This is a genomic window from Dactylosporangium sp. NPDC051541 (assembly GCF_044454505.1).
Classification (GTDB): domain Bacteria; phylum Actinomycetota; class Actinomycetes; order Mycobacteriales; family Micromonosporaceae; genus Dactylosporangium.
In genome coordinates, this window is the sequence record NZ_JBITDU010000004.1 from 823,408 (window position 1) to 847,456 (window position 24,049).

Annotated in this window: 24 protein-coding genes and 1 pseudogene; 11 read left to right on the forward strand and 14 right to left on the reverse strand. The window is 72.5% G+C overall.

Annotated elements, in window-relative coordinates:
- Positions 1-7 precede the first annotated feature (7 nt).
- Positions 8-871, forward strand: coding sequence for a 4-hydroxy-tetrahydrodipicolinate synthase (gene dapA, locus ACIA8L_RS23360; protein ID WP_395907807.1), 864 nt, complete (start codon positions 8-10; stop codon positions 869-871).
- 130 nt (positions 872-1,001) lie between these two features.
- On the opposite strand, the gene ACIA8L_RS23365 is transcribed toward dapA, so the two are convergent.
- Both ACIA8L_RS23365 and ACIA8L_RS23370 read right to left on the reverse strand, forming a co-directional pair.
- Positions 1,002-1,412 (reverse strand): PLD nuclease N-terminal domain-containing protein, encoded by a 411-nt coding sequence (locus tag ACIA8L_RS23365; protein WP_395907809.1) that lies wholly within the window; start codon positions 1,410-1,412, stop codon positions 1,002-1,004.
- Between the two features lie 93 nt (positions 1,413-1,505).
- Positions 1,506-1,889: a hypothetical protein gene (locus ACIA8L_RS23370; RefSeq protein ID WP_395907811.1), complete on the reverse strand. Its 384-nt coding sequence runs from the start codon at positions 1,887-1,889 to the stop codon at positions 1,506-1,508.
- 114 nt (positions 1,890-2,003) lie between these two features.
- Here ACIA8L_RS23370 and ACIA8L_RS23375 point away from each other — a divergent pair, with 114 nt between their 5' ends.
- Positions 2,004-2,609 (forward strand): MBL fold metallo-hydrolase, encoded by a 606-nt coding sequence (locus ACIA8L_RS23375; RefSeq protein WP_395907813.1) that lies wholly within the window; start codon positions 2,004-2,006, stop codon positions 2,607-2,609.
- Positions 2,610-2,612: 3 nt separating this feature from the next.
- On the opposite strand, the gene ACIA8L_RS23380 is transcribed toward ACIA8L_RS23375, so the two are convergent.
- Positions 2,613-3,059, reverse strand: coding sequence for a MarR family winged helix-turn-helix transcriptional regulator (locus ACIA8L_RS23380; RefSeq protein WP_395907815.1), 447 nt, complete (start codon positions 3,057-3,059; stop codon positions 2,613-2,615).
- Between the two features lie 25 nt (positions 3,060-3,084).
- Between ACIA8L_RS23380 and ACIA8L_RS23385 the strand changes: the two genes are divergently transcribed.
- Positions 3,085-4,392, forward strand: coding sequence for an FUSC family protein (locus ACIA8L_RS23385; RefSeq protein ID WP_395907817.1), 1,308 nt, complete (start codon positions 3,085-3,087; stop codon positions 4,390-4,392).
- On the opposite strand, the gene ACIA8L_RS23390 is transcribed toward ACIA8L_RS23385, so the two are convergent.
- A complete protein-coding gene (locus ACIA8L_RS23390) occupies positions 4,361-4,744 on the reverse strand; it encodes a DUF1992 domain-containing protein (RefSeq protein ID WP_395907819.1) in 384 nt (127 codons plus the stop codon). The two genes, ACIA8L_RS23385 and ACIA8L_RS23390, sit on opposite strands and share 32 nt — an antisense overlap.
- 35 nt (positions 4,745-4,779) lie before the next feature.
- On the opposite strand from ACIA8L_RS23390, the gene ACIA8L_RS23395 reads away from it, so the two are divergent.
- Entirely contained in the window at positions 4,780-5,358 is a 579-nt protein-coding gene (locus tag ACIA8L_RS23395; protein WP_395907821.1) for a DedA family protein, read from the forward strand.
- A 181-nt stretch (positions 5,359-5,539) separates the two neighbouring features.
- Positions 5,540-6,127 carry a chaplin family protein gene (locus tag ACIA8L_RS23400; protein ID WP_395907823.1) on the forward strand — a complete coding sequence of 196 codons (588 nt, stop codon included), beginning with the start codon at positions 5,540-5,542 and terminating at the stop codon, positions 6,125-6,127.
- Positions 6,128-6,259: 132 nt separating this feature from the next.
- Here ACIA8L_RS23400 and ACIA8L_RS23405 read toward each other — a convergent pair whose 3' ends face one another.
- Together ACIA8L_RS23405 and ACIA8L_RS23410 are read right to left on the reverse strand one after the other, a co-directional pair.
- Positions 6,260-7,087: a PhzF family phenazine biosynthesis protein gene (locus ACIA8L_RS23405; RefSeq protein ID WP_395907824.1), complete on the reverse strand. Its 828-nt coding sequence runs from the start codon at positions 7,085-7,087 to the stop codon at positions 6,260-6,262.
- 57 nt (positions 7,088-7,144) lie between these two features.
- Positions 7,145-7,570 (reverse strand): hypothetical protein, encoded by a 426-nt coding sequence (locus tag ACIA8L_RS23410; protein WP_395907826.1) that lies wholly within the window; start codon positions 7,568-7,570, stop codon positions 7,145-7,147.
- 238 nt (positions 7,571-7,808) lie between these two features.
- On the opposite strand from ACIA8L_RS23410, the gene ACIA8L_RS23415 reads away from it, so the two are divergent.
- Positions 7,809-8,714, forward strand: a complete 906-nt coding sequence (locus tag ACIA8L_RS23415; protein ID WP_395907828.1) for a phosphotransferase family protein — start codon at positions 7,809-7,811, stop codon at positions 8,712-8,714.
- Here the strand turns inward: ACIA8L_RS23415 and ACIA8L_RS23420 are convergent.
- On the reverse strand, positions 8,701-9,927 hold the full coding sequence (locus tag ACIA8L_RS23420) for a DUF1501 domain-containing protein (RefSeq protein WP_395907830.1): 1,227 nt from the start codon (positions 9,925-9,927) through the stop codon (positions 8,701-8,703). The two genes, ACIA8L_RS23415 and ACIA8L_RS23420, sit on opposite strands and share 14 nt — an antisense overlap.
- A gap of 12 nt (positions 9,928-9,939) precedes the next feature.
- The gene (locus tag ACIA8L_RS23425) at positions 9,940-11,367 is read right to left on the reverse strand and encodes a DUF1800 domain-containing protein (protein WP_395907832.1); all 1,428 of its coding nucleotides are present in this window, start codon (positions 11,365-11,367) and stop codon (positions 9,940-9,942) included.
- A 150-nt stretch (positions 11,368-11,517) separates the two neighbouring features.
- Between ACIA8L_RS23425 and ACIA8L_RS23430 the strand changes: the two genes are divergently transcribed.
- The 3 genes and pseudogenes from ACIA8L_RS23430 to ACIA8L_RS23440 form a co-directional block, all read left to right on the forward strand.
- Positions 11,518-12,756 (forward strand): 6-phospho-beta-glucosidase, encoded by a 1,239-nt coding sequence (locus ACIA8L_RS23430; protein WP_395907834.1) that lies wholly within the window; start codon positions 11,518-11,520, stop codon positions 12,754-12,756.
- Positions 12,753-13,730, forward strand: a complete 978-nt coding sequence (locus ACIA8L_RS23435; protein ID WP_395907836.1) for an N-acetylglucosamine kinase — start codon at positions 12,753-12,755, stop codon at positions 13,728-13,730. The genes ACIA8L_RS23430 and ACIA8L_RS23435 overlap by 4 nt, the downstream gene beginning before the upstream one ends.
- 111 nt (positions 13,731-13,841) lie before the next feature.
- Positions 13,842-14,331: pseudogene (locus ACIA8L_RS23440) on the forward strand (transposase); the annotation flags it as partial.
- Positions 14,332-14,384: 53 nt separating this feature from the next.
- On the opposite strand, the gene ACIA8L_RS23445 reads toward ACIA8L_RS23440, so the two are convergent.
- The 5 genes from ACIA8L_RS23445 to ACIA8L_RS23465 all read right to left on the reverse strand — a co-directional run bounded on the left by ACIA8L_RS23445 (position 14,385) and on the right by ACIA8L_RS23465 (position 20,332).
- On the reverse strand, positions 14,385-15,530 hold the full coding sequence (locus ACIA8L_RS23445) for a nitrous oxide reductase family maturation protein NosD (protein WP_395907837.1): 1,146 nt from the start codon (positions 15,528-15,530) through the stop codon (positions 14,385-14,387).
- Positions 15,527-17,419: a right-handed parallel beta-helix repeat-containing protein gene (locus ACIA8L_RS23450; protein ID WP_395907839.1), complete on the reverse strand. Its 1,893-nt coding sequence runs from the start codon at positions 17,417-17,419 to the stop codon at positions 15,527-15,529. Before ACIA8L_RS23450 ends, ACIA8L_RS23445 begins: the two co-directional genes overlap by 4 nt.
- Complete coding sequence (locus tag ACIA8L_RS23455) at positions 17,416-18,687, reverse strand: glycosyltransferase family 2 protein (RefSeq protein ID WP_395907841.1); 1,272 nt, start codon at positions 18,685-18,687, stop codon at positions 17,416-17,418. The genes ACIA8L_RS23450 and ACIA8L_RS23455 overlap by 4 nt, the downstream gene beginning before the upstream one ends.
- Before the next feature lie 287 nt (positions 18,688-18,974).
- Positions 18,975-19,571 carry a hypothetical protein gene (locus tag ACIA8L_RS23460; RefSeq protein ID WP_395907843.1) on the reverse strand — a complete coding sequence of 199 codons (597 nt, stop codon included), beginning with the start codon at positions 19,569-19,571 and terminating at the stop codon, positions 18,975-18,977.
- Between the two features lie 20 nt (positions 19,572-19,591).
- Positions 19,592-20,332: a metallophosphoesterase family protein gene (locus tag ACIA8L_RS23465; RefSeq protein WP_395907845.1), complete on the reverse strand. Its 741-nt coding sequence runs from the start codon at positions 20,330-20,332 to the stop codon at positions 19,592-19,594.
- A gap of 111 nt (positions 20,333-20,443) precedes the next feature.
- Here ACIA8L_RS23465 and ACIA8L_RS23470 point away from each other — a divergent pair, with 111 nt between their 5' ends.
- Both ACIA8L_RS23470 and ACIA8L_RS23475 read left to right on the forward strand, forming a co-directional pair.
- Complete coding sequence (locus tag ACIA8L_RS23470) at positions 20,444-21,004, forward strand: TetR/AcrR family transcriptional regulator (protein WP_395907847.1); 561 nt, start codon at positions 20,444-20,446, stop codon at positions 21,002-21,004.
- 12 nt (positions 21,005-21,016) lie between these two features.
- Complete coding sequence (locus ACIA8L_RS23475) at positions 21,017-23,200, forward strand: MMPL family transporter (protein WP_395907849.1); 2,184 nt, start codon at positions 21,017-21,019, stop codon at positions 23,198-23,200.
- Here the strand turns inward: ACIA8L_RS23475 and ACIA8L_RS23480 are convergent.
- Complete coding sequence (locus tag ACIA8L_RS23480; RefSeq protein ID WP_395907851.1) at positions 23,175-24,032, reverse strand: SDR family NAD(P)-dependent oxidoreductase; 858 nt, start codon at positions 24,030-24,032, stop codon at positions 23,175-23,177. The genes ACIA8L_RS23475 and ACIA8L_RS23480 overlap by 26 nt on opposite strands.
- Between the last annotated feature and the right edge of the window lie 17 nt (positions 24,033-24,049).

The following is a 24,049-nucleotide window of genomic DNA, read 5'->3' on the forward strand; positions in this document are numbered from 1 at the left end:
GGAACGTATGCAGCTCTCCGGCATCCACGTCCCGCTCGTGACACCCTTCACCGCCGCCGACACCGTGGACTTCGGGGCGTTACGCGCCCTGATCGCCTCGTGCACCGCCCAGGGCGTGGCCGGCCTGGTCGTGCTCGGCACGACCGGCGAACCCGCGACGCTGACACCGGCCGAACGCGCCGAGGTCCTCGCCGTCTGCTTCGCCGAATCGACCGTACCCCTGCTGGTCGGCGCGGGCGGCAACGCCACCGCGGCCACGGTCGCCGAGGTCGCCGCCCTGCCACCGGCGTTGACCCCGATGGTGGTCGTCCCCCCGTACACGCGCCCGGGCGACGCCGGGGTCCTCGCCCACTTCCGGGCCGTGGCCGCGGCCGCGAACTCCCCGATCGTGATCTACCACGTGCCGTACCGCACGGGTCAGCCCCTCACGACCGCCACCCTCCTGGAACTGGCCGCCAACCCGAACGTGGCCGGCCTGAAGCTCGCCGACGGCCCGATCACCCCCGCCACCGTCCGCCTCATCGCCGACGCCCCGCCGCACTTCGCGATCCTGGGCGGCGACGACGCGGTCATCGCACCGCTGCTGGCCCTGGGCGCCCACGGCGGCATCCTGGCCTCCGCCCACGTGGCCACCGCCGACTTCGTGGCCCTGCACGAGGCCTGGCAGAAGGGCGACGTGGCGACGGCCCGCCCGCTGGGCGGCCGCCTGGCGGCACTGTCGGAGGCCCTCTTCGCCGAGCCGAACCCGGCCGTCATCAAGGCCGTCCTGCACGCCCAGGGCCGGATCGCGACCCCCGCCGTCCGCCTCCCGCTCCTCCCCGCCACGACCACCGCCCGCGACCGCGCCCTCGAACTGCTCGCCCTCCTGTGAACGTGGGCCCGCCGGATGAGAGCCCTCGCGACGGCGTTGGCCGTCAAGGTCCTCGGCGACGTGGGCCGGCCGGTCTGAGCAGCGTTCGGCCGCGGCTGCGGCCGCGCTCAGCGTTCGGGACGGCCGCCGGTCAGGCGTCGGGCTTCTCCTCGCGGCGGCGGAGGTCTTCTTCGCGGCGGCGGAGGTCGGCTTCCCACTTGGAGAACATTTCCTCGTCGGCCTTGCGGGTGCGGGCGAGGTTGCGCAGGAAGTCGGGGTCGTCGTCGGGGGCCGTCTCACGGGCGGCGCGGGGGCGTTGGTCCTCCGGGAAGCCGCTACCCGGGCGCCATTGGGCGCCGGCGCCGGACCTCGCGGGCTGCTGCGGGCGGCCCGCGACCAGCCAGGCGATCCAGCCGACCGGGGAGAACAGCAGGATGATGAAGACCCAGGCGATCTTCGGCAGGTTGCGCACCGCGTACTCGTCCGTCGACAGGCAGTCGATCAAGGCCCAGATGAGCATGACGAGGTCGATCAGGAAGAGGATTCCGTAGAGGCGAACCACGCCGGACATCGTGCCGGAACGGCGGCTCGCTGTCCGTCCCGTGACCTATTTGCAATGGTTCTGGAGCATACCGATCGAAAACTCAGCGATCCCTCACGAGGTCAGGACCACGCGGAGGTAGCCCAGGTCCAGGTCGGCCTGGCGCAGGCGCCGCAGGTCGGTCCACTGGGCGTCGACCGGGACGAACAGGGCGCGGCGGGCCCACTCCGGGCGGCGGGGCTTGCCGGCGGCGGTCGCGGCCGGTGCGGCCACCGCGCAGCGGGTGACACGGCCCGGGCCCAGGCGCTCGCGGACGTCGGACCAGCGGGCGGCCGGGAAGCGCAGCGTGTCCAGGGCCAGGACCAGCTCGCACGGGATGCCCCGCTCGTCGCGCAGCGGGTAGGCGATCAGGGTGCGGTCGGTGAGCAGTTCGGCCAGGGCCAGCATGCGCAGGGCATCGCGCCTCGCGACCCGCAGTTCGCCGGAGGACGTCAGCACGCCCGGCAGGGGGCGGGCCGGGCGCAGGACGCGGTAGGCGTAGGGGCCGGCCTGGATGTCGTCGCGGCGGGCCGGGCGGACGCGTGGGCGCGGTACCGCATAGGCTTTCGAACCATGGTGCGCATCGAGCGGCTGGTCACGTCGGGCACGTTCTCGCTCGACGGTGAGACCTTTGACGTCGACAACAACGTCTGGATCGTCGGGGACGACGCGGAGGCGATCGTCGTCGACGCCGCCCACGACGCCGGGGCGATCGTGGACGCGCTCGGTGGTCGCCGTCTGGTCGCGATCGTGTGCACCCATGGTCATGACGACCACATCGATGCCGCGCCCGAAGTCGCGCTGCGCACCGGTGCGCCGATCCTGCTGCACCCCGACGATCTGCCGTTGTGGCACATGAAGCACCCCGCTCTCGAGCCGGACACGCACCTCGCCGACGGGCAGACTATCGATGTCGCCGGGGCCGCGCTGACCGTACTGCACACACCCGGGCACAGCCCCGGCGCGGTCTGCCTGCACCTGCCCGAGCAGGGCGTGCTGTTCTCCGGCGACACGCTGTTCGAGGGCGGCCCGGGCGCGACCGGTCGGTCGTTCTCGGACAAGCCGACGATCCTCACGTCGATCACCGAGCGGCTCCTGACGCTGCCACCGGAGACGGTCGTGCACACCGGCCACGGCCCGGACACCACCATCGGCGCCGAGCACGACAACATCAAGTAAGCCCTAGTCCGCGTCCGCGAGCCGCTCCAGGATCGCGGCCGCGCGCAGCAGGGCGTCGCGCTCGTCGGGGGTGAGCGCGTCGTGCATCACCGACGCCAGCCACTCGTCGCGCATCCGCATGTCCTGGCGCAGCGCGGCCCGGCCCGGGTCGGTGATCGAGAAGACCCGCCGGCGTTTGTCCTCGACGTGCTCCAGCTGCTCGATGTGCCCGTCGGCCTCGAGCTCGGCCAGGACCCGGGTGACGGACTGCGGCTGCAGGCGGTCGGCCGCGGCGAGGGCTCCGGCGGCCATGGGTCCCTTGCGGGCCAGGTGCCCCAGCATGCTGATCTTCGTCAGGCTGAGCCCGTCGGTGGCCCGCTGCAGCTGCAGGCGGCGGGACAGGCGCTGGGTGGCGCGCCGGACCGCGCGGGCCGCGCTGAGGTCGGGGTCGGCATCCATGGTTGCGCTCACGCTACCGTGCTGAGATATTCAGCTGGTGCGTAATACGCAACTGCGTAACATCTGGTCGGCGCTGGCCGGGTTCGCGCCCGTGCTCGCGACCGTGGCCACCCTCATCCCGATCACCCGGGCGGCCCACCTCGGCGTCGGGATCGTCGTGCTCGGCGCGGCCGTCAGCCTGATGGCGACCCGTTCGACGCAGCGGCACAGCCCGTGGCGGCTGCTGCTGGTGCCCGTCGGCGCCCTCGTCATCGCCGCGTTCGCGGTCCTGTTCCACGAGGGCCACGCCTACGGGGACGCGTTCTTCGTCGTCACCGTGGCCGCCGCCACCGCCGCCCGCGCCATCGGCCCCGCCGCCGGCCGCCTCGGCCGCGCCCTGGTCCTGCCGCTCATCGGCATGCTGATCGCCCCGGTGAACCCCGGCGGCCACCCCCTGCGCACCCTCGCGTGGGCGACCCTCGCGGTCTTCATCGCCGAGGTCTTCGTGCTGATCAAGCAGCGTCTGTGGAGTACCGGCGACGAGGACGAACCGCCGAGCACCTCCGCCGCCCGCGTCCATGTGTGGCGGGGCGTGCAGTCGGCCCTGGCCCTGACCCTCGCCTTCACGATCGGCCAGACGGTGTTCGGCGAGCACTGGGCGTGGACGGTCATCAGCGCCTACACGGTCGGCGCGGCCGCCCGGTCCCGCGGCGACGCGCTGCTCAAGGGGGTGCACCGCACCCTCGGCGCGCTCGGCGGCACCGCGGTCGCGACGGGCCTGGCCCTCACTGTCGGCGGCCACCCGCCGGTCGCGGTCGCGCTGCTGCTGACGATCCTCGCCGTCGGCTACTACCTGCGCCAGTACGGCTACGCCTGGTGGGCCGCGAGCATGACCGCCGCCCTGGCGCTGCTGTACCCCCTGGCCGGGTTCGCGAGCACGGGCACGCTCACCCTGCTCGGCGCCCGCCTCGTCGCGGTCGTCATCGGGGCGCTGTGCGCGATCCTGCCGGCGACGCTGATCGCGCCGATCCGCACCGGCGCGGTGCTGCGCAAGCGGACGGCGGAGTGCCTGCGCACGATCCGCGACGGCGACCACGCCCTGGCGCTGCGGCGGCTGGCGGCCCTGCGGGAGGCGGCGGCCCCGCTGCTGGCCGTTCGCCGCTTCCACGAGCGCCGCGAGCTGCGGTGGGTCGACGCCCTGACGGCCCTGGAGCCGGATCTGCGCACCCTGACGACCACGAGCGACGATCCGGCCGCGCTCAAGCGGGTCCGCGCCGCACTCGCGCCGGTCGCCGGGGATCTGAAGGCCGCGGTCGCCGCCGATCCGAGGGCCGCTACCGCCGCCCGGCCCGCCACTGCTGGATGAGCGCGTCGGCGTCCAGGGGGCGAAGGACGGTCGGCGGGCCCTCCATCAGGCTCCGCCTGGCCTTGTCGATGCGCCCGTTGAGATCCTCGACGGCCCGCCGCAGTGCGGCCTCGGTCCGGAACTTCGGCAGCCCGGCCGGGAAGTCCTCCACCTCGCGGCGCAGGCGCAGGGTCGGCGGGATGCCGCCGGGCAGGCTCTCGCGGCGGGCCAGGTCCTTGATCCACCAGTCCTCGTCGTAGAGCTCCCCGTGATCGGGCAGCGGCCGGCCCGTGCCCGGCAGGTTGTCGAAGTCGCCGCGCTCGCGCGCCTCGCGGATCTGCCGGTCGATGTGGGATTCATACCAGCTCGCCATCGAAGCCAAGGGTACCCGTGGCAGGATGCCGAGGAATGGAGCAGCTGCAGCGGTACGGGTATCCGGCACTGGCCCTGCTCGTGCTCCTGGAAGGGCTCGGCATCCCCACGCCGGCGGTGACGGCCGTCGTCGCGGCGGCGGCCCTGGCCGGCCACGGCGAGCTGTGGCTGCCCGCGGTCGTCGCGGTGACCTTCGCCGCCGCCGTCCTCGGCGACAACCTCGGCTACCTCCTGGGCCGCCGGGCGGGCCGGCCGGCGGTGCTGCGGTTCGGGCGGCGCATCGGGCTGACCGAGCCCCGCCTGGAGCGGGCCGAGCGGTTCGTGGCCACCCGCGGGAAGAACATCATCGTCGTCGCCCGGTTCGTCGACGGGCTGCGCCAGACCAACGGGATCATCGCCGGCGCGACCGCCCTGCCCTGGCGGCAGTACGCACCCCGGGACGCGGTCGGCGGCGCGCTGTGGACGGCGCTGTGGGCGACGGTCGGGGCCGTCGCCGGCAACAACCTGCAGAGCCTTCGCCGGTACCAGCTGTGGCTGCTCGGCGCCTTCGCCGTCCTCGCGCTCGGGATCCTGGCGCGCTACCTCCTGCGCCGGCGGCGAAACAAAGCCGAGTAATCGTCTGACCAGAACCAGGCGAATGGGCGACTGAGCCACGCCGAAATCACTACGTAATGTCACCGCACGGGTGCATTGCGTGATGTTATTTCGTGAAATATCGGTTCGCAGCTCGCATATCGGGCAAGGTGGGAGTCGCGACGGACGTTCCCCGTCGATCACTCGTCGAAAGGTCGTCATCATGAATCGCTGGCTCATCCGGTCGGTGCAGATCGCCGCGCTGGCAATGGGTGGCCTCGCGCTCACCGGGACCGCCGCCCACGCCGACAACTGGAGCGGTCCCAACGTTGGTTTCTTCAACGGGAACCAGAGCTCCACCACCATCCAGATGCCCACGAACATCTGCGGCAACTCGATCGCCATCATCGGCTTCGCCTCGGCGAACTGTGACGGCGGCGCGTACGCGTACAACGGCGACGGCGGCTCCTACAGCGGTGCCGGCTCCAACGGCCGCGGCAACGGCAACGGTTACCGCAACGGTGATGGCAACGCCAACGCCAACAGCGTGAGCAACAACCGCCGGCACCACCGCCACCACCGCAACAACAACGGTGGCGCGAACGCCAACTCGGTCGACGACCGCAACGACTACCGCGGCCGCAGCAACGGCGGCAACGGCGGCGCGGTCGCGTACAACGACAACGGCAACTGGAGCACCGGCGGCAACTTCGGTATCGGCAACGGCAACCAGTCGTCGTTCACCTACCAGGCCCCGACCAACGTGTCCTGCAACTCGGTCGCGCTGGTCGGCTTCGCCTCGAGCTGCTGAACCGCTTAGCGTGGGGGCACCGCCTGCCCCGCTCACGTTCGTAGAGCGTTGACCGATGTCCGCGGGGAAGTCAGCCCTTCCCGGCAGTACCCCATCGGTCAACGCTCTTGGTTTTGCGCTCTTGGTCCCTGCTCACGCGGGGATCTCGACGGCCCGCCCGGTCACCCGCACACCCGTGGCCGGGTCGGCGTCCAGGGACACCCGCACGAGGCTCGGGCGGCCCAGGTCGTGGCCCTGGTGGACGGTCAGCTCGGCGGGCACCGGGACCAGGCCGAGCGCGCGCAGGTAGCCGCCGAACGCCGCGGCCGCCGCCCCGGTCGCCGGGTCCTCGTAGACGCCGCCGGGCGGGAACGGGTTGCGGGCGTGGAAGACCAGGTCCGACTCCCGCCACACCAGGTCGACGGTCGTCCAGTCGTGCGCGGCCATGAGGGCGCCGAGGGCCGGCACGTCGTAGTCGAGCCGGGCGAGGAGCTCGCGGCTGCGCAGCGCGACGATCGGGTGCCAGGCACCGGCGAACGCGGCCCGCACCGGCAGCTGCGGGTCGAGGTCGTCGCGGGTGTACCGCAGCGCCGTCAACAGCTGCGCCAGCACATCGTCGCCGATGGTGGCGGTCGCCGGGGCCACGGTCCGCAGCGTGGCCGAGCCGTCCGCGGTGTCGACGGCGATCTCCCCGACGGGCGCGGCGAGCCGGATCGGCCCGGGCCCGAACCGTTCGGCGTAGGCGACCGCGGTGGCGATGGTGGCGTGCCCGCAGAACGGCACCTCGGCCAGCGGGCTGAAGTAGCGCACGGTCGCGGCCCGCTCACCGGGGTCGGTCAGGAACGCCGTCTCGGAGTAGCCGACCTCGGCCGCGATCCGCTGCATGTCGGCGTCGGCGAGGCCGGTCGCGTCGAGCACCACCCCGGCCGGATTGCCGCCGGCGGGTGTGTCGGTGAACGCGGCGTACCGCAAAATGTCCATGCCCCCGACGCTATTGCGCCGGGGGCATGTTCGAGGCGGCCAATCGACCGGCGGTGGCTACTTGTCGGCGACGCCGAGCTGGCCCTCGCCACCCTCGGCGTGAAACTCGGTGCCCTGGGCGAAAGCGCCGTCGAAGCGCTGCTGGAGGGCGTCGAGCTCGTTGAACTCGGCCTGGTGCGAGGACTCGCTGCCCTCGGCGGCGAAGACGTGGTCGTCCTCGGACGCGTCGTGGCTGAAGTTGGTGAAGTTGTCCTGCTCGTAGTGGACCGCGGCGGGCTGGTCGTATTCGACGTGGTTGCCCGTCGCGTAGTCGGTCGACTCCTGCGCGTGGTGGTCGTTCTCGTAGACGCCGAACTGCGACTGGGCGTCCGCCTCCGAACCACTCGCCTGGTGCAGCTGGTCGAGGGCGTCGTGCTCCTGACCCGCTGAGTATTGGCCGTAGTCGACGTCGTGGCCAGTGTCGGTGGCGTCGAAGTCGCTCATGGAGTGTCTCCCTCGTTGCTGGTCAGACTGCGATAACACCGACGTTACGGACTGTGTGGCGGTGCGGAATCCCCCGAACGTGCCACCCGCCACATCCTGTCAGCCGACGGGAGGGCGACAACCGGCCTCACGTGCTGGTATTCATGTGCGCCGGTTTCCCGCCGGGTGGCGGCGGGTCGAACACAACGTGACGAAAACCCGCGTGCGCGGCCCGTGACCGTTTGCGATCATCGGCGGCATGGTGCAGGCATCGGGGGTACGCATCGGCTGGGCGCAGCTGCCGAACCGGGTCCGGGCGGCGGTCGCGGACGTGCTGGGCGCGCCGGTGACGGCGGCCGTGTCGCAGCCGGGCGGGTTCTCCCCCGGCACCGCCGACCGGGTCGTGACCGCCGACGGCCGCCGGGCGTTCGTCAAGGCGGTCGGACTGGAGCTCAACCCGCGCAGCCCGGCGCTGCACCGGGCCGAGGCCGGTGTGGTCGGCGCGCTGCCGCCCGGGCTGCCGATCCCGGCGCTGCTGGGCGCGTACGACGACGGCGACTGGGTCGCGCTGGTCTTCGAGGACGTCGACGGCCGCCACCCGCACACACCGTGGCGCGACGACGAGGTCGCGGCCGCCCTCGAGGCGCTGCGCACGCTCGCGGTGCCCGCGTCCGGACTGCCGTCGCTGCTGGCCGAGACCACCGAGGACTTCGCCGGCTGGCGCGCCCTCGCCGCCGACCCGCCCGCGGCGCTCGACCCGTGGGCGGCGGCGCACCTGGACCTGCTCATGAAGCTGGCCGACCGGGGGCACGCGGCGCTGGCGGGCGACACCCTCGTGCACGCCGACGTGCGCGCCGACAATCTCCTGGTCCGCCCGGACGGGTCCGTGGTGGTCGTCGACTGGCCCTGGGCCTGCCTCGGGCCGTCGTGGTTCGACACGCTGACGCTCGTGCTCAACATCCGCCTCTACGGCGGGGTGATCGGCGACGAGGTGATCGACGGCGACCCGGCCGAGCTCACCGGGTGCATCGCGGGCCTGGCCGGGATGTTCACCGACCGGGCCCGCCGCCCCGCGCCCCCGGGTCTGCCGACGGTCCGCCGGTTCCAGCAGGACCAGGCCGATGTGCTCCTGGCCTGGCTGCGGGAGCGGCTCAGCGGGAGCTGACGACGTTCAGCGGCGCCGCGGTGGCCGCGTTCGGGAACACGTCGGTGAGGGCGCCGAGGCCGCAGCGGCGCTGCAGGATCTCGCCGATCACCGTGCGGTAGTCGGTGGTCGCGGTCAGGTCGCCGGCGGTGAGCGCGCCCGGGGCCAGGGTCGGCCACACGCCGTGCACCTTGCCGCCGCGCACGCCGCCGCCGAGCAGCAGCATCGCGTTGCCGTTGCCGTGGTCGACGCCGCGGGAGCCGTTCTCGGCGACGCGCCGGCCGAACTCGGACAGCGTGACCAGGCTGACCCGGCCGAACGCGGGGCCGAGGTCGGCCGCGAACGCCTCCAGGGCCAGGGCCAGCTCGGTCAGGTGGTCGAACATCCGCTGGCCCTTGACCGGCGCGCCGAGGGCCTCGTGCATGTCCCAGTCGCCGAAGTCGACGGTCGCGGCCATGAGCCCGACGTTGCTCTTGATCAGGCGGGCCACGTCCTTCAGGGCGTTGCCGAGGGCGGTCGCCGGGTAGGTCGCGGCCGGCGTGTAGGCGGGCAGCGCGCCGACGGTCCCGAGGCTCTGGCCGACGGCGCGGGCCGGCGCGGCGAGCAGGTCCGGTGCGCCGTCGAAGAGCTTGGCGACGGTACCCATCATCGGGGTCTTGGCGTCTTCGCCGTTCATCTTGAACCCGTCGACGGTCAGCATGCTCACCGTCGGGGTCGGGCCGGCGAGGAGCCGCGCGGGCGCGCTCGTGCCCATCGCGACGCCGGCCATGGGGTAGGCGGCCCCGGCGACGCCGAGCATCCGGTCGAGCCAGCCGGTGCGGACGGAGGTGCCGGCGGCGGCCCGCTCCATGTCCTCCATGGCCTGGAAGTGTGACCGGGACGGGTTGGGCTGCCCGACGGCGTGGACGGCGCCGAACGTGCCGGCCGCCCACCGGGCCCGCAGCGGCGCGAACGCCGGGTGCAGGCCGAACATGCCGTCGCCGTTGATGACCGACGCCTTGGGTACCGCGATGGTGGGCCGCGCCGCGTAGTAGTCGGTGTCGCCGATGGGGACGATCGCGGAAAGCCCGTCGAAGCCGCCGCGCAGCGACAGCACGACCAGGGTGTCGCCGGTGTACGGGGTGCCCGCGAAGGCGAGGCGGGTCGACAGGCCCTCGCCGAGCAGCCCGGTCAGCGCGGCGCCGGCCCCGATGGTCAGCACGCCGCGGCGGGAGACGCAGCAGTCGGCAAGCACGATAGGGCTCCTTTACCTGTACAGGAAGTACGGCGAGTCGAGGATCAGGGCGATGAGGTGCGGCAGGCGTCCGGCCGCGGCCGGGTCGGTGGCCTTCAGCGGCGCCATCGCCGCCTTGCCGAGGAAGCCGAGCAGGGCGGCGGTGTGCTGCGGGGCGAGGGGCTGGCCGACGAGCCGGGTGGCGAGGGCGTCGACGAACGCGCCGTGGGTCGCGGGCAGCTTCGGCACCAGGTAGGCCAGCATCGACGCGGGCCGGGCCAGCTGCTTCGGATACCAGCCGGCCGCGATGTTGAGGTGCGCGTTCCAGCGGATCAGCAGCCCGGAGGGGGCGGCCCAGGCGGCGGCGACGTCCGGGTAGCCGTTCGGCGGGGCCCAGCGCAGCGGTGCGTGGCCCATGTCGTACAGGTAGTAGTAGAGCCCGCGGACGCTCTCCACGTCGGCGGAGGGGCCGATGCCGAGGGCGCGCACGGTCGCGGCGACGTCCTCCAGGGGTGTGCGGACCTTCGCGCCGACGGCCGCGGCGAACTCCGCGGACGTGAACAGGGCCCGCAGGACCGGCGCGATCGCCGTCTTGTTGTCGAGGTACACCTTGGCCAGCTTCGACACGAGGGTCGCGGGTGGCTCGTCGGCGACGAACCGGACGCACAGCTTGCGGGCCAGGCGTTCGGCCGTCGCCGGGTGCGTGGCCAGCATGTCGGCGTAGGCCAGGGCGGCCGTCTCGCCGCCGCCCGCGGTCGCGTTGTCGTGGCGCCAGCCGAGGATGGTGACGGCGCCGGTCGCGTGCTGGTTGGGGTCGAACCTGTACAGGCCGGTGGTGGCGTCGACGGTCAGCCCGGTGAGCAGCCGGGCCGCGTCCTTCACGTCGGCCTCGGAGTAGACCAGGCCGACGGTGTGCAGCTCGAGGAGTTCCCGGGCGTAGTTCTCGTTCGGCTTCGCCTTCGTCGAGGAGCGGTTGTCGAGGTACGACAGCATCGCCGGCGCCGTCATGGACGCCTTGAGCAGGTCGGCGAACCGGCCGAGGGTGTGCTTGCGGATGACCGCGTCGTAGGCGGCCCGGCTGTCCCAGACCTCGCTGGACGGGCAGGTGACGTTGAGGTGGTTCGACCAGAAGTCGACCATGACCTCGAACAGCTGCCGCTTGCTCCACGCGGCCCGGGCCACGGCCGCGGTGCCGAGCTGCTGCATGACGTCCCACGCCCCCGACTTCAGCGTGCCCGCCTTGACCAGGGCCCGGACGCCCGCGATGTCCTTGGTGATGAGGGGGTACTTCGCCAGGACGGCCGTGCACGCGGCGTCGTCGATCGCGGCCGGGTTGAGCTGGCGCTCCAGCCACGCGGCCGCACCGAGCTGGCGCAGCTCGGCCGCGGACTCGGCGGTCGGCCCGTAGGTCGCCCGGCGCAGCAGGTGCAGTACCGGGTCGGCGGGGGTGAAGACGGTCACGCCGTAGTGCTTCGGCAATCGCCCGGACGGCCTTGAACGTTGAGCCGTCCGCACTCCTTTTTGGCAACCCACTTCTTCCGTGGAGGATTGACGCAGTATTGTTCCGACTGTCAATTAGGCTTCCTAATAGATTTCGGGGGACATCGCCGGATGAAGATCGCGGTCGTGGGTGGCGGTTCGACGTACACCCCGGAGCTCATCGACGGCTTCGCCCGGCTGGCCCCGTTCGCCACCGAGATCGTCCTGCTGGACCCGGCGGCCGAACGGCTCGCCACGGTAGGCGCGTTCGCGCGCCGGGTTCTGGCCGCTCACGGGTCTCGGACCACCCTGCGCTGGACCTCCGACGTCGACGACGCCCTCGCCGGCGCGGCCACGGTCGTCATCCAGCTGCGCGTCGGCGGGCAGCAGGCCCGGATCAGCGACGAGACGTTCCCCCTCGCCTGCGGCTGCGTCGGGCAGGAGACCACCGGCGCCGGCGGGTTCGCGAAGGCGCTGCGCACGGTCCCGGTGGTCCTGGACATCGCCCGCCGCGCCGACCCCGGCGCCAGGATCGTCAACTTCACCAACCCGGTCGGCATCGTCACCCGGGCCCTGCTCGACGACGGCCACCGCGCCGCCGGCCTGTGCAACGTGGCCATCGGGTTCCAGCGCCGCTGGGCCGCTTCGCTCGGCGTGGACCCGGCCGCGGTGACCCTGGACCACGTCGGGCTCAACCACCTGACGTGGGAGCGGGCCGCCTACGTCGACGGCGTCGACCGCCTGCCCGGCCTGCTCGACGCCGCCCTCGAGGAGATCGCCGGCAACGTGCGGATCCCGCCCGCGGTGATCCGCTCGGTCGGCAGCGTCCCGTCGTACTACCTGCGCTACTTCTACTGCCACGACGAGGTCGTCGCCGAGGAGCGCGACCAGCCGACCCGGGGCCAGCGGGTGGCCGAGATCGAGCAGGAACTGCTGCGGCTGTACGCCGACCCGGCGCTCGACACCAAGCCCGAGCTCCTGGGCCAGCGCGGCGGCGCCTTCTACTCGGAGGCGGCGGTCGGCCTGATCGCGTCGCTGCACCACGACGACGGCGGCATCCACGCGGTCAACGTGCGCAACCGCGGCTTCTTCCCGAACCTGTCCGACGACGCCGTCATCGAGGCCACCTGCCGCGTCGGCGCCCAGGGGGCCGAGCCGCTCCCCGCTCCCCCGCTACGCCCCGAACAGGCCGGCCTCGTCGCCGCCGTGTCCGCCTACGAGGAGCTCGCGGTGCGGGCGGCGATCCACGGCGGCCGCGACCGCGTCTACCGAGCCCTGCTCGCGCACCCGCTCGTCGCCCAGCACGCCAAGGCCGAGCGGCTCACCGACGACCTCCTGGCCGCCAACCGCGACCACCTGGCCTGGCTGTGACCGCCCGCCTCTACGCCGCCGCGGACGGCGGCAACTCCAAGACCGACGTCGTCATCGGCGACTCCGACGGCCGCGTCCTGGCCCGGGTCACCGGCCCCACGATCTCCCCGCACAACCTGCCGTTCGACGCCGCCCTGCAGCGGCTGGCGGCGCTGGTCACCCAGGCCCGCCACGCGGCCTCGCTGCCGCCGTCGATCGAGCTGTCGCAGCTGTCCGTCTACACCGCCGGCGCCGACCTCCCGGTCGAGGTCGACCGGCTCAACACCGAGGTGTCGGCCCTGGCCCTGGCCGCCGCGACGACCATCGACAACGACCTCTTCGCCCTGCTGCGGGCCGGCTCGGCGACCCCGGACGCGGTCGGCGTCGTCTGCGGCGCCGGGATCAACGCCGCCGGCCGCCGCGCCGACGGGGCCACGTCCCGGTTCCCGGCCCTCGGGCAGCTGTCCGGCGACTGGGGCGGCGGCCAGCACCTGGCCGCCCTGGCCCTGTATCACGCCGTGCGCTCCGAGGACGGCCGCGGCCCGGCCACCGCCCTGCAGGCCGCGGTCCGCACCCACTTCGGCCGCCCGACGGTCGAGGCGGTGACGATCGCGTTCCACCTCGGCGAGCTGCCCCCGGACCGGATGGACGAGCTCTGCGAGATCATGTTCACCGTCGCCGCGGCCGGTGACGACCTCGCGACCCGGGTCGTCCGCCGCCTGACCGGCGAGATCGAGGCCATGGTCCGGGTCTGCGCCGCCCGCCTGGACCTGCTCACATCGCCTTACACGATCGTCCTCGGCGGCGGCGTCCTCACCGCCCGCCACCCGCAACTGCACGACGACCTCCTGGCCCGCCTCGCCCGGCTGTCCCCGCGGGCGACGGTGACCATCCTGTCGGCACCCCCGGTCGTCGGCGCGGCCCTGCTGGCCCTCGACGCACTGCACGGCGGCCTGTGCCCGCCGGACATCGAGGCGGCCGTCCGCGCCGCGTAGGCCCTGTCATGAGCGGCTGCGGCGGTGGACCGCGGGCGGCACCTGGCAGCGGATCCTGACCGGGGCCCAGGTTCATGACGACGGCCAGCAAACCTGAATACCGGAGACCTCGTGGCCAGCGTAGCGGTGGCGAGGCGGCATGACCTCAGCGACGCGCAGTGGGCGGTTCTGGCCGCGGTATTGCCTGCGGCGTCGGTGCGTGGGCGGCCGCCGAAGTGGAGCAGACGGCAGTTGATCGATGGGATCCGGTGGCGGATCCGGTCGGTGCGCCGTGGCGAGATGTGCCGGTGGAGTATGCGCCGTGGCAGACGTTGTACTGGTTGTTCCGCCGTTGGCAGCGTGACGGCACGTGGCAGGCGGTGTTGACGGTCGGACGACGAAGGTGCACCTCGCGTACGAGCAGGGGCGGAAGGTGTTGTCGTTGCTGCTGACCGCTGGGCAGCGGGGTGACAGCCCGCAGTTCGTGCCGGTCCTGCGGCGTATTCGGGTGCCGCGCCCGGGCGGCGGTCGGCCGCGGGCCCGCCCGGACCGGGTCCCAGCCGACAAGGCGTATGCCGGGAAGGCGAACCGCGCCTATCTGCGTCGGCATGGCATCCGGGCCGTCACCATCGCAGCGATCAACGAATGGCTCTAACCCCACTTACCAAACACGCCTTAGACGCAGGGGATGTTGCCGGGGCCCTTGGCCGCCGCGGTGACGGTGTTGTCGCAGCTGAACGTGTTGCCCAGGACCGGGGTGAACGCGAAGCCGTAGCCGGGGCCGTTGACCTCGGCGGTGTTGGCCTTGAAGACGTTCGCGGTGCCCCAGCCGTCGACGACCGAGTGGGTCTGGAAGCCGTCCTGCTTGGAGTTGCGGCCCTTGTTGCCCTGGATCAGCCAGCCGTTGCCCTTGACGTCGATCCACGAGTCGGCGTGCGAGCCGCTCAGGTTGGCGCCGTCGAACGTGTTGCCGACGACCCGGCCGCCGGTCGTGCCCTCCTTGATGTCGATGCTCTCGGAGGTGGTGGCGGTGATCGTGTTGCCCTCGACGACGTTGCGGTCGCTGGTGTCGGGTGCCCCGCCGGTGACGGTGCTCCAGTTCGATTGGGCGGTACCGATGTAGATGCCCTCGCCGAACGTGTCGCGGCGCAGGCCGGTGTCGCGCACCACGTTGCCCCGCACCGTGTTGTCGGAGCTGAAGTTGCGCAGGTGGATGCCCTCGTCGCCGATCTGCTCGACGGTCAGGCCGTCGATCAGCACGCCGGTGACCCGGTCGGCCATGAGGCCCTTCTGCCCGTTGCGCAGGGTCAGGCCGGACACCTGCCAGTAGCTGGCCCCGTCGAGGTGCAGCACGTAGCCGGCCTTGACCCCGCCGCCGTCGAGGACCGCCTTCGGCCCGCCGCACAGCCGGATCGGCTGGTCCTTGGTCCCGGGGGTCTTCGCCACGAACTTGCCCTCGTAGGTGCCGTCGTGCACGCCGATGACGGCGCCGGGCCTGGCCGCGTCGAGGGCGTCCTCGAGCTCGCCGGCGTTGGACACGGAGACGGTCGCGGCCGGGCAGTCGACGGGGGCGGCGGTCGGTGCGGGCCCGACGGTCCCGGTCGGCCGGGCGGTGACGGGGCTGTCGTTGCCGAGGACCGCGGTCGTGCGCGGCACCGGCGAGCCCTGCTGCGCCGCCGGGGCACCGCCGCCGCCGTCCCCGCTGACCGCGACCAGCGCGACGACGAGCGCGACGACGGCGATGACGAGGGCGCTGCCGGCGATCACGGCCAGGGTGTTCTTCGAGACCCGTTCCAGGGCGCGCCGCAGCCGGGCCTTCATCGTGCCATCTCCTCGAGCAGCTGGACCCGGGTGCGGGGGGCGGTGTCGAGCTCGACGGGCGGGGCGGAGCGCAGCCGCCGCTTGTCGGCGTAGGGGTGCTGCTTCGCGCCGCTGCGCCGTTGCCTGGCCCCGCGGACGGCGGCGAACAGGATCAGCAGGAAGATCCCGGCCCACAGCAGCGTCATCGGGCTGGCCCAGTGGCGCATCTTCACCCAGAACGAGCTGGTGTCGTACCAGGCGAAGGTCTGGTTCTCCCGCACGTCGACGCGGCCGGTGGCCCGGGACGTGTCCAGGGCGCTGGGGCCGACCCCGCCGATCACGTTGTAGGAGGCGACCGCGCCGCCGACCCGCCCGACCATGGAGATGCCGTGGTTGCGGGCCTTCTCGATGGTGTTGCCGCGGACCTCGGCGACCGAGTCGCGGATGTACACGGCGGTCTGGGCGTCGGTGATGACGTTGCCGGTGACGGTGGCCGCGGTGACGCCGTCGCGTACGGCGATGCCCTGGCGGTCCTGGTCGACGAGCTGGTTGCCGGTGATGGCGATCTTGTTGCCGCCCTGCCGGGCGACGATGCCCATGTCGCTGCCGACGACGCGGTTGTTCTGCACGCCGACGTCGAGCCCGCCGATGACCTCGATGCCGTAGTGCCGGTTGTGTTCGGCGATGCTGTTGGAGATGGAGTTGGAGCCGTAGGTGGCGGTCGACTCCCCGGACGCGGACGGGCCGGCGGCGAGGGCCTCGCCGTTGACGGTGAAGCCGTTGCCGCCGTTGCGCTGCGACGAGGACCCGCTGATGCGGACCTCCTGGGTGGCCCGGGACAGCACGAAGCCGTCGTCGCCGTTGTCGCGGGACAGGACCCGTTCGATGACGGCGCTGGACGCGCCGCGGTGCAGCATCAGCCCGGAGGAGAGGCTCTTCTCGATCGTCGTGTCGGTGATGGAGATGCCCTGGGCGCTGGAGATGAACAGCCCGAACTCGTTGCCGGTGAGCGTGGTGTGGCTGACGTTGACCGACACGTAGGACAGCCCGGGGGTCGTGAACCGGGTGTCGGGGCTGGTCAGCGGGCCGCTCGGCTGGGCCGTGACGTTGCCCGCGGCCGGCGGCTCCTGCGACATGGCGGGCCCGCCGAGCCGGTCGTCCTTGGCCTGGTGCCGCTCGTCCTTGGTGAGGTGCTCGGGCCCGTCGACGGCGCCGGCGTCGGGGCGCTGGGTGCCGGTGAGGCTGAGCCCGCCGGTCCGGCCGCTCCAGAAGCCGAGGTCGGCGATGACGGCGTAGGACATGGCGAACTGCCCGCCGATCGCGCGGATGTAGGCGCGGCCGTCCTGCCGGTCGGTGTCGGGCCGGCCGACCCGCGGGTCCCAGCTGGTGATGGTGGTCGGGGCCTGCGGGGTGCCGGCGATGTTCAGCTGGCCGCCGAAGGAGACGATGGAGACGAAGCCGTCGCTGGTGCTGACCAGCCGCACGGTGAGGCCGCCGGGGTTGGACAGGTTGAGCTTCGCGCCGTCGGCGAGGTACAGGTTCTCGGTCAGCACGTAGGAGCCGTCGTTCTGCCGGACGAACGTCTGCGGGGCCAGCTGCAGCAGGTCGGCGACGGTGTAGGCGGCGGCCCGCTGGGTGAGCACCAAGGTGTAGCCGCCGCCGGTGTCCAGCCGGTAGGGCTTCGACCAGGTGGTGCCGCCCTGCATGGCGGCGACGGTGGCGACCGCCCGGACCTGGTTGAGCCGGTTGTCCTCGTAGGTCACGAGCGCGGCCTGGCGCTGCTGGTCGAGGTCGGCCCCGCCGCCGGCCGCGCCGGGCACGGCCGGGTCCCTGGCCCCGGCGCCGGCCGGGCCGACCAGCGCCCCGGCGATGACGGCGAGCAGCAGGCCGGCCGGCCACCGGGCCCTCATGCGGCACCGCCGGTCCCGAGCGCCGGTTCGAGGGTCGCCGCGGTCTGGCCCTCGCCGCCGAGGTGGTCGCTGGTGCGGGTGAGCCAGCCCTGCTTGTTCATCGTCAGCAGCGCGTACAGCTTGATCGGCAGGGAGATGGCGATGACGGTCAGCGCCAGCAGCGGCAGGACCCACAGGTCGCCGGGGTGGCGGCGCAGGTGGGAGTAGCCGCGCACGGCCCGGCCGAGCAGGACCCAGATGAGCGCCAGGGCGATACCGCGGCCGGTGAGTTCGAGCCGGCTCAGCAGCAGGTAGCCCAGGGCCATGCCCATCGTGACCGGGGTCAGCAGGATCTGCAGGACGGTGATCTTCGTGACCAGCGGGACCCGCCACAGCCAGCCCTTGTAGACGGCGGTGAGGTAGCAGCGGTAGGAGTTGCGGCTCCAGCGGATGCGCTGCTTGAAGAACGCGGCCGGGGACGCCGGGAACATCGACATGGCCCGGGCCGAGGCCTGGTGGACGGTCTTGTAGCCGGAGGCGAGGACGAGCCAGGTGAGCCGGCCGTCGTCGCCGGCGACGCAGCGGCGGCCGAGGAAGAACTCGTCCTCGAGGTTCTCCAGGACCGGCAGGACGACGGAGCGCCGGTAGGCGGCGGTGCGCCCGGAGAGGCAGGCGACGGCCCCGGCCCGGCCCATCGCCGGCACGTAGTCGTAGTAGCGCAGGTTGACGAGCCAGTCCGCGATGCGCCGCCAGACGCTGGTGCGGCGCTGGTAGACGTTCTGCTGGGTGCCGACGCCGCCGACGTCGGGGTCCGCGAACGGCATCTGCACCGCGTCGAGCAGGCCCGGCTCCCAGCGGGTGTCGGAGTCGACGAGGACGATGAGCTCGTGCCGGGCGGCGCGGATGCCGACGCCGAGGGCGGAGCGTTTGCCGCGGTGCTCGAACGCGATGGTGCGCACCCGCGGGTCGGTGACGGCGGCGAGGCGGGCGAGGACCTCGGTGTCCTCGACGTCGGGGACGATGATGACCTCGTCGGGGTCCTGGCCGAGCCAGGTCCGCAGGCACTCCATGAGGATGTCGGGGTCTTCGCGGTAGGCCGGGACGACGACGGAGACGGTGGTGCGGAAGTCGTTGACGACCGGCTTCGCGAACCGGGACAGCACGGCCCGGTAGAGCCACAGCCCCCAGACGAGGACGCCGGCGATGCCGAGCGGGACGATGTCGCGCCACGAGGTCTGCCCGGCCGCCTCCACGATCCACGCCCAGACGCCGCTGAGTACTCCGGACATGTCGCTTCCTCCCCCACCGGCCCGCCACCGGCCGGGGGTCAAGTAATCACGTATCGCCCTTTCCGGATAGATCCGCCGATAGGTTCGCCGGTGCCAATCGGTCGGCGCCGCCGGAATGGGCCGAACGGTCGTGCGGCGTGACGGCCATAACCCGTTCTTGCCTGGCCATTTAAGCCGCTATTCTCCAGCCATTCATGCGACGGAACGGGGTCGTTCCTGAATGGCGGATGGCCGCCGTATGACGACAACCGGCAAATACGGCGTGTGAATTAGCTCACGGATATTCGTCAGGAGAAGTGCGGGTCGAGCTCGGCCGGCTTGTCGTCGGGCAGCGTGAACACGGTCTTCGGGTCGACGGTGGTGAAGTCGGTGCGCAGGACCAGGCCGCGGGTGTACTTGGCCCGCACGGCGACGACCTCGGTCCTGCGGCCGGTGCGGTCGTGGACGGTGGCGCCGGCGATGAGCAGCACCGAGCCGTAGGCCAGTCCGGACAGCTTGGCCTGCTGGAGGATGACCAGGGCCTGGGCCCGCAGGCCGGCGGCGGCCTGCTCGTCGCCCGGGTCGTTGCTGGCGGTCCACTTGAAGACGAGCTGGCCGGCGGCGGACGCGCGCTGCTCGATCGTCATGGTGGCCCCGGCGACCGCGTTCTCGTGCGCGAGGCCGGTGACGATCCGCGCCCGCAACGCCTCCAGGGGGCCGGGCGACATCGCCGGAGCGGCTGACGGTACCCCCGCCGCGTCCTGTCCTTGCGGAACGTCCGTGGTCGCCGGCATGGAATAGTGCGGGCCCGCGGCCTCGACATCGGCTCCGGGCGTTATCCGCGGCCCATTCGAGCACGCCGCCGCCAGCAGCACGGGCACGAGCAGCACCGCAATCTTGCGCATGCCGGGAAGGGTACCGCCCGTCAATCCTTGGTGAACTCGGCGAATGCGGTGAGAGCGTCGGCGTCGCTGTAGGGATTTGTCACATAGTGCTCGGCCCACCAGGCGGCCCGCGGGTGCCGGCCGGCGACGATCCGGGCGGCGGCGGCCGCGGCGTCGTAGGCGGTGCGGCGCAGCTGGACGGCGCCGTCGCCGAGCAGGGCCCAGTAGGCGCCGGCGGGCCCGTAGTTCATGCCGACGCTGCCGGGGTTGACGACCCGCCGCCGGTCGGCGAGCCGGTCGAACGGCATGTGGGTGTGCCCGCAGACGACCAGCTCCGTGGCGACCCCGTCGAGGACGGCGTTCCAGCGGGCGATGGGCGAGTCGACGAGGACGAATTCGTCGTCGCGGCGCGGGGTGGCGTGGCAGAACAGCACCGGCCCGAGCCCGTCGACGCCGAGGGTCACGGTCAGCGGCCGCCCGGCGAGCAGGTCGCGGTGGCGCTGCTCGAGCAGGGCGGCGCAGTCGGCGGCGTCGGCCCCGATGGGCCCCGGGCCGGGCTTGCCGTCGAAGGCGTCGACGAGCTCGCGTTCGCCGTTGCCGTGCACCCACACGGCCCGGTCGCCGAGGGCGGCCAGCCGGTCGAGGGTCTCGGCCGGGAGCGGCCCGCCGGCGATGTCGCCGAGCAGCACGATCCGGTCGGCCCCGCACGCGTCGACGTCGTCGAGGACGGCTTCAAGAGCGGGAAGGTTGGCGTGGACGTCGGCCAGCACTGCCACTCGCATCGACCAACTCTATGGGCTTGACCGGTTGCCGCGGGGGTAGACGTTGTGAGGTGACTCTCAAATCTGGCCGATCGGTCAGACTCTGACCGATCGGCCAGGCATGCTGTGGTCGTGGTACGGAGCAACACGCGGGACGAGATCCTGGCCGCGGCGGCGCGGCTGTTCGCGGCGTCCGGATACAAGGGGACGTCGCTGCACGACATCGCCGTGGACGTCGGCTGTTCGAAGGCGGCGCTGCTGTACCACTTCAGCAGTAAGGAAGCGATCCTCACCGAACTGTGCGCGCCCGCGATCGCGGACCTGGAGCAGCTGTTCGAGGCGCTCGGGACGCTCCCGGCCGACCGGGCCCGCACGGCCGCGGTCGAGGGGTTCGTGGACCTCTCGATGCGCTACCGCAAGGAGATCCAGATCATCTACGGGGACCTGCCGTCCCTGCTGCAGCAGCCGGCGCTGCAAAACGTGCACCGGATGACGATCCGGATCTGCGAGATCCTGGCCGGCTCCGACGATTCGGCGGCGGCGATCGTCGCCGCGAAGCTCGTGCTCGCCGGCATCCCGGCGATCGCGTTCGGCATCGACTACGAAGCTCCGCGCTACTCCGACGAGGTGCTGCGGGCCGCGCTCATCGAGGCGGCCAACCGGGCCCTCGCACCCCTCCCCGAAACCCGTTAGGACGCGAACGTCATGGCTACTGTGCTCTACCGGCTCGGCCGGGCCTCGTTCCGGCGCCGCTGGCTGGTGCTCATCCTGTGGGTGGTGGTGCTCGGCGCGCTCGGCGTCTCCGCGCTCGCCTTCAAGGGCCCCACGTCGAGCGACTTCACCATGCCCGGCACCGAGTCGCAGCGCGCGATCGACGCGCTGAAGCAGCAGTTCCCGGAGGCCAGCGGGGCCACCGGCACGATCGTGATCCAGGCCCCGGCCGGGCAGACCCTCAACGACCCGCAGAACAAGGCGCAGGTCATGGGGATCGTCGGGGAGGCCAACAAGCTGCCCGGCGTCCTGGGCGCCCTGGACCCCTACACCGAGCAGGCGCTGACCCCGGACGGGCGCACCGCGATGCTCAACGTGCAGTACAAGGACCGCGCCGACAAGGTGTCCAAGGACGCCCGGGCCGCCTACGAGCAGACCGGCAAGGCGGCCCAGCAGGCCGGGCTGCGGGTCGAGCACGGCGGCGAGGTGATGAACAAGGAGCCCGAGGTCGGCGGCAAGGAGGGCATCGGCGTCGTCATCGCCCTGGTCGTGCTGCTGGTGACGTTCGGGTCGCTGGTCGCGGCCGGGATGACGATGCTCAACGCGCTGCTCGGCGTCGGCGCCGGCATGGCCGGGCTGTTCGCGCTGTCCGGCGCGGTGCACCTGACGAGCACGGCCCCGGTCCTGGCGCTGATGCTCGGCCTCGCCGTCGGCATCGACTACTCGCTGTTCATCTCCTCCCGGCACCGGCAGAACCTCGTCGAGGGCCTGGAGCCCGACGAGGCGGCCGGGCGGGCCGTCGGCACGGCAGGTTCGGCGGTCGTCTTCGCCGGGGCCACGGTCGTCATCGCCCTCGCGGGCCTGGCCGTCGTGAACATCCCGTTCCTCACCGTGATGGGTCTGGCCGCGGCCGGTACCGTCGCCGTCGCCGTGCTCGTCGCCATCACCCTGCAGCCGGCCCTGCTCGCGTTCGCCGGGACGAAGATCCTGTCCCGGGCCCAGCGCAAGGCCCGCGAGGACGGCGGCACCGCCCACCACACCGAGGCGTTCGGCACGAAGTGGGCCCGGTGGATGGTCCGGTTCCGGGTCCCGGTGATCCTCGTCGGCGTCCTGGGCCTGGCCGCCCTGGCGATCCCGGCCGCGCACATGCGCATCGCCCTGCCCGGGGCCAGCGCCGGCGCCGAGGACACCCCGGCCCGCAAGGCCGCCGACCTCACCGAGCAGACGTTCGGGCCCGGCTTCAACGGCCGTCTGCTCGTCGTGGTCTCCAGCGACTCCGCCGACACCACGAAGGCGAAGGCCGGCCAGGCGATCCAGACCCTCACCGGCACCGAGAACCTCCTCGCCGCGGCCGCCCCGAAGTTCAGCCGCGACGGCAAGACCGCACTCGTCCCGCTGATCCCGAAGACCGGCCCGACGGACGCCGCGACCGAGGACCTCGTCCACGCCGTGCGCGACAAGCTCAAGACCGTCGGCGGCGCCGACTTCGCGCTGACCGGGCAGACGGCCGTCGGCATCGACGTGTCCGAGAAGCTCTCCGACGCCATGCCGGAGTACCTGCTGCTCGTCGTCGGCCTGTCGGTGCTGCTGCTGATGCTGGTGTTCCGCTCGCTGCTGGTGCCGATCAAGGCCGCGGCCGGGTTCCTGCTCACCGTCGGGGCCACGTTCGGCCTCACGGTCCTGGTGTTCCAGGACGGCCACGCCGCGGGCCTCGTCGGCCTCGACACTCCCGGGCCACTGGTGAGCTTCCTGCCGATCCTGCTCATCGGCATCCTGTTCGGCCTGGCCATGGACTACGAGGTGTTCCTGGTGTCGCGGATGCGCGAGGACTACGTGCACGGCGGCACCCCGCGGGAGGCCACGATCAGCGGCATGGGCCACGGCGCCCGGGTCGTGACCGCGGCCGCGATCATCATGACGTCGGTGTTCGCCGGGTTCATCCTGATCGAGGACCCGATCATCAAGTCGATGGGCTTCGCCCTGGCGATCGGCGTGGCGATCGACGCGTTCATCGTCCGGCTGACGATCGTCCCGGCGGTCGTGTCGCTGCTCGGCCGGGCCGCCTGGTGGCTGCCGGGCTGGCTCAACCGGATCCTGCCGAACGTCGACATCGAGGGCGAGAAGCTGCGCAAGCACCTCGAGGCGGAGCCCGCTAGCGAGACCCCGGTGCACGTGTAAGCAGCCCGTACGTGACCCCGGTCAGGTGCTCGGACTCGGCCCACAGGCGATCCTGCAGGCCGACGTCCGACACCGCCGGGGCCGTCGGTGCCTCGACCGGGCGGCCGGTGAACTCGCCCCAGCCGCCCGGGCCGTAGTAGAACGCCGGCTCCGGCTCGGTGGCCGCGCGCAGGATCGGCAGCGCGGCCGGGAACGGGTCCTGGATGAGCCAAGAGAACGCCCATCTGGTACGGCGGCTGACGACGAACCGGAACAGCAACGGACTCGTGCGCATCAGCCCGGTACGGGCCGCACCCGGGTGCGCGGCGACCGACAGCACCGCGGTGCCGGCCAGCCGCCTGTGCAGCGCGGCGGCGAAGAGCAGGTTGGCCAGCTTCGATTGGGCGTACGCGGTCATCGGCACGTACTTGCGTCTGGTGAAGTGCAGGTCGTCGAGGTCGATCACGCCGCGCTTGTGGCCGTTGCTGCTGACCGTCACCACCCGCGCGCCGGGGGCGGCCAGGAGCCGGTCCAGCAGCAGCCCGGTGAGCGCGAAGGGCCCGAGGTGGTTGACGCCGATCTGCGTCTCGAACCCGTCGGCGGTCAGCCCGTACGGCGGGATCATCAGCCCCGCGTTGTTGACCAGCAGGTCGAGCCGCTCGTGCGGGAATCCGGCCGCGAACGCCCGCACGGAGGCCAGGTCCCCCAGGTCCAGCTCATCCCGCCCCGGCGCGAGCACGGTGGCGCCCCGCCCCCGCAGCACCTGCGCCGTCTCCCGGCCGATGCCGCCGCTCGCCCCGGTCACCAGCGCGACCCGGCCGGTCAGGTCGCCGATATCGTCAACGGACCACATACGTACCCCCATATAAT

Coding starts and splice junctions, on each gene's coding strand:
- ACIA8L_RS23405 (WP_395907824.1), bottom strand. CDS start 7,087: ATGGACATTTTGCGGTACGCCGCGTTCACCGACACACCCGCCGGCGGC.
- ACIA8L_RS23400 (WP_395907823.1), top strand. CDS start 5,540: ATGAATCGCTGGCTCATCCGGTCGGTGCAGATCGCCGCGCTGGCAATG.
- ACIA8L_RS23390 (WP_395907819.1), bottom strand. CDS start 4,744: ATGGCGAGCTGGTATGAATCCCACATCGACCGGCAGATCCGCGAGGCG.
- ACIA8L_RS23375 (WP_395907813.1), top strand. CDS start 2,004: ATGGTGCGCATCGAGCGGCTGGTCACGTCGGGCACGTTCTCGCTCGAC.
- ACIA8L_RS23480 (WP_395907851.1), bottom strand. CDS start 24,032: ATGTGGTCCGTTGACGATATCGGCGACCTGACCGGCCGGGTCGCGCTG.
- ACIA8L_RS23475 (WP_395907849.1), top strand. CDS start 21,017: ATGGCTACTGTGCTCTACCGGCTCGGCCGGGCCTCGTTCCGGCGCCGC.
- ACIA8L_RS23445 (WP_395907837.1), bottom strand. CDS start 15,530: ATGAAGGCCCGGCTGCGGCGCGCCCTGGAACGGGTCTCGAAGAACACC.
- ACIA8L_RS23460 (WP_395907843.1), bottom strand. CDS start 19,571: ATGCGCAAGATTGCGGTGCTGCTCGTGCCCGTGCTGCTGGCGGCGGCG.
- ACIA8L_RS23430 (WP_395907834.1), top strand. CDS start 11,518: ATGAAGATCGCGGTCGTGGGTGGCGGTTCGACGTACACCCCGGAGCTC.
- ACIA8L_RS23455 (WP_395907841.1), bottom strand. CDS start 18,687: ATGTCCGGAGTACTCAGCGGCGTCTGGGCGTGGATCGTGGAGGCGGCC.
- ACIA8L_RS23410 (WP_395907826.1), bottom strand. CDS start 7,570: ATGAGCGACTTCGACGCCACCGACACTGGCCACGACGTCGACTACGGC.
- ACIA8L_RS23465 (WP_395907845.1), bottom strand. CDS start 20,332: ATGCGAGTGGCAGTGCTGGCCGACGTCCACGCCAACCTTCCCGCTCTT.
- ACIA8L_RS23415 (WP_395907828.1), top strand. CDS start 7,809: ATGGTGCAGGCATCGGGGGTACGCATCGGCTGGGCGCAGCTGCCGAAC.
- dapA (WP_395907807.1), top strand. CDS start 8: ATGCAGCTCTCCGGCATCCACGTCCCGCTCGTGACACCCTTCACCGCC.
- ACIA8L_RS23450 (WP_395907839.1), bottom strand. CDS start 17,419: ATGAGGGCCCGGTGGCCGGCCGGCCTGCTGCTCGCCGTCATCGCCGGG.
- ACIA8L_RS23395 (WP_395907821.1), top strand. CDS start 4,780: ATGGAGCAGCTGCAGCGGTACGGGTATCCGGCACTGGCCCTGCTCGTG.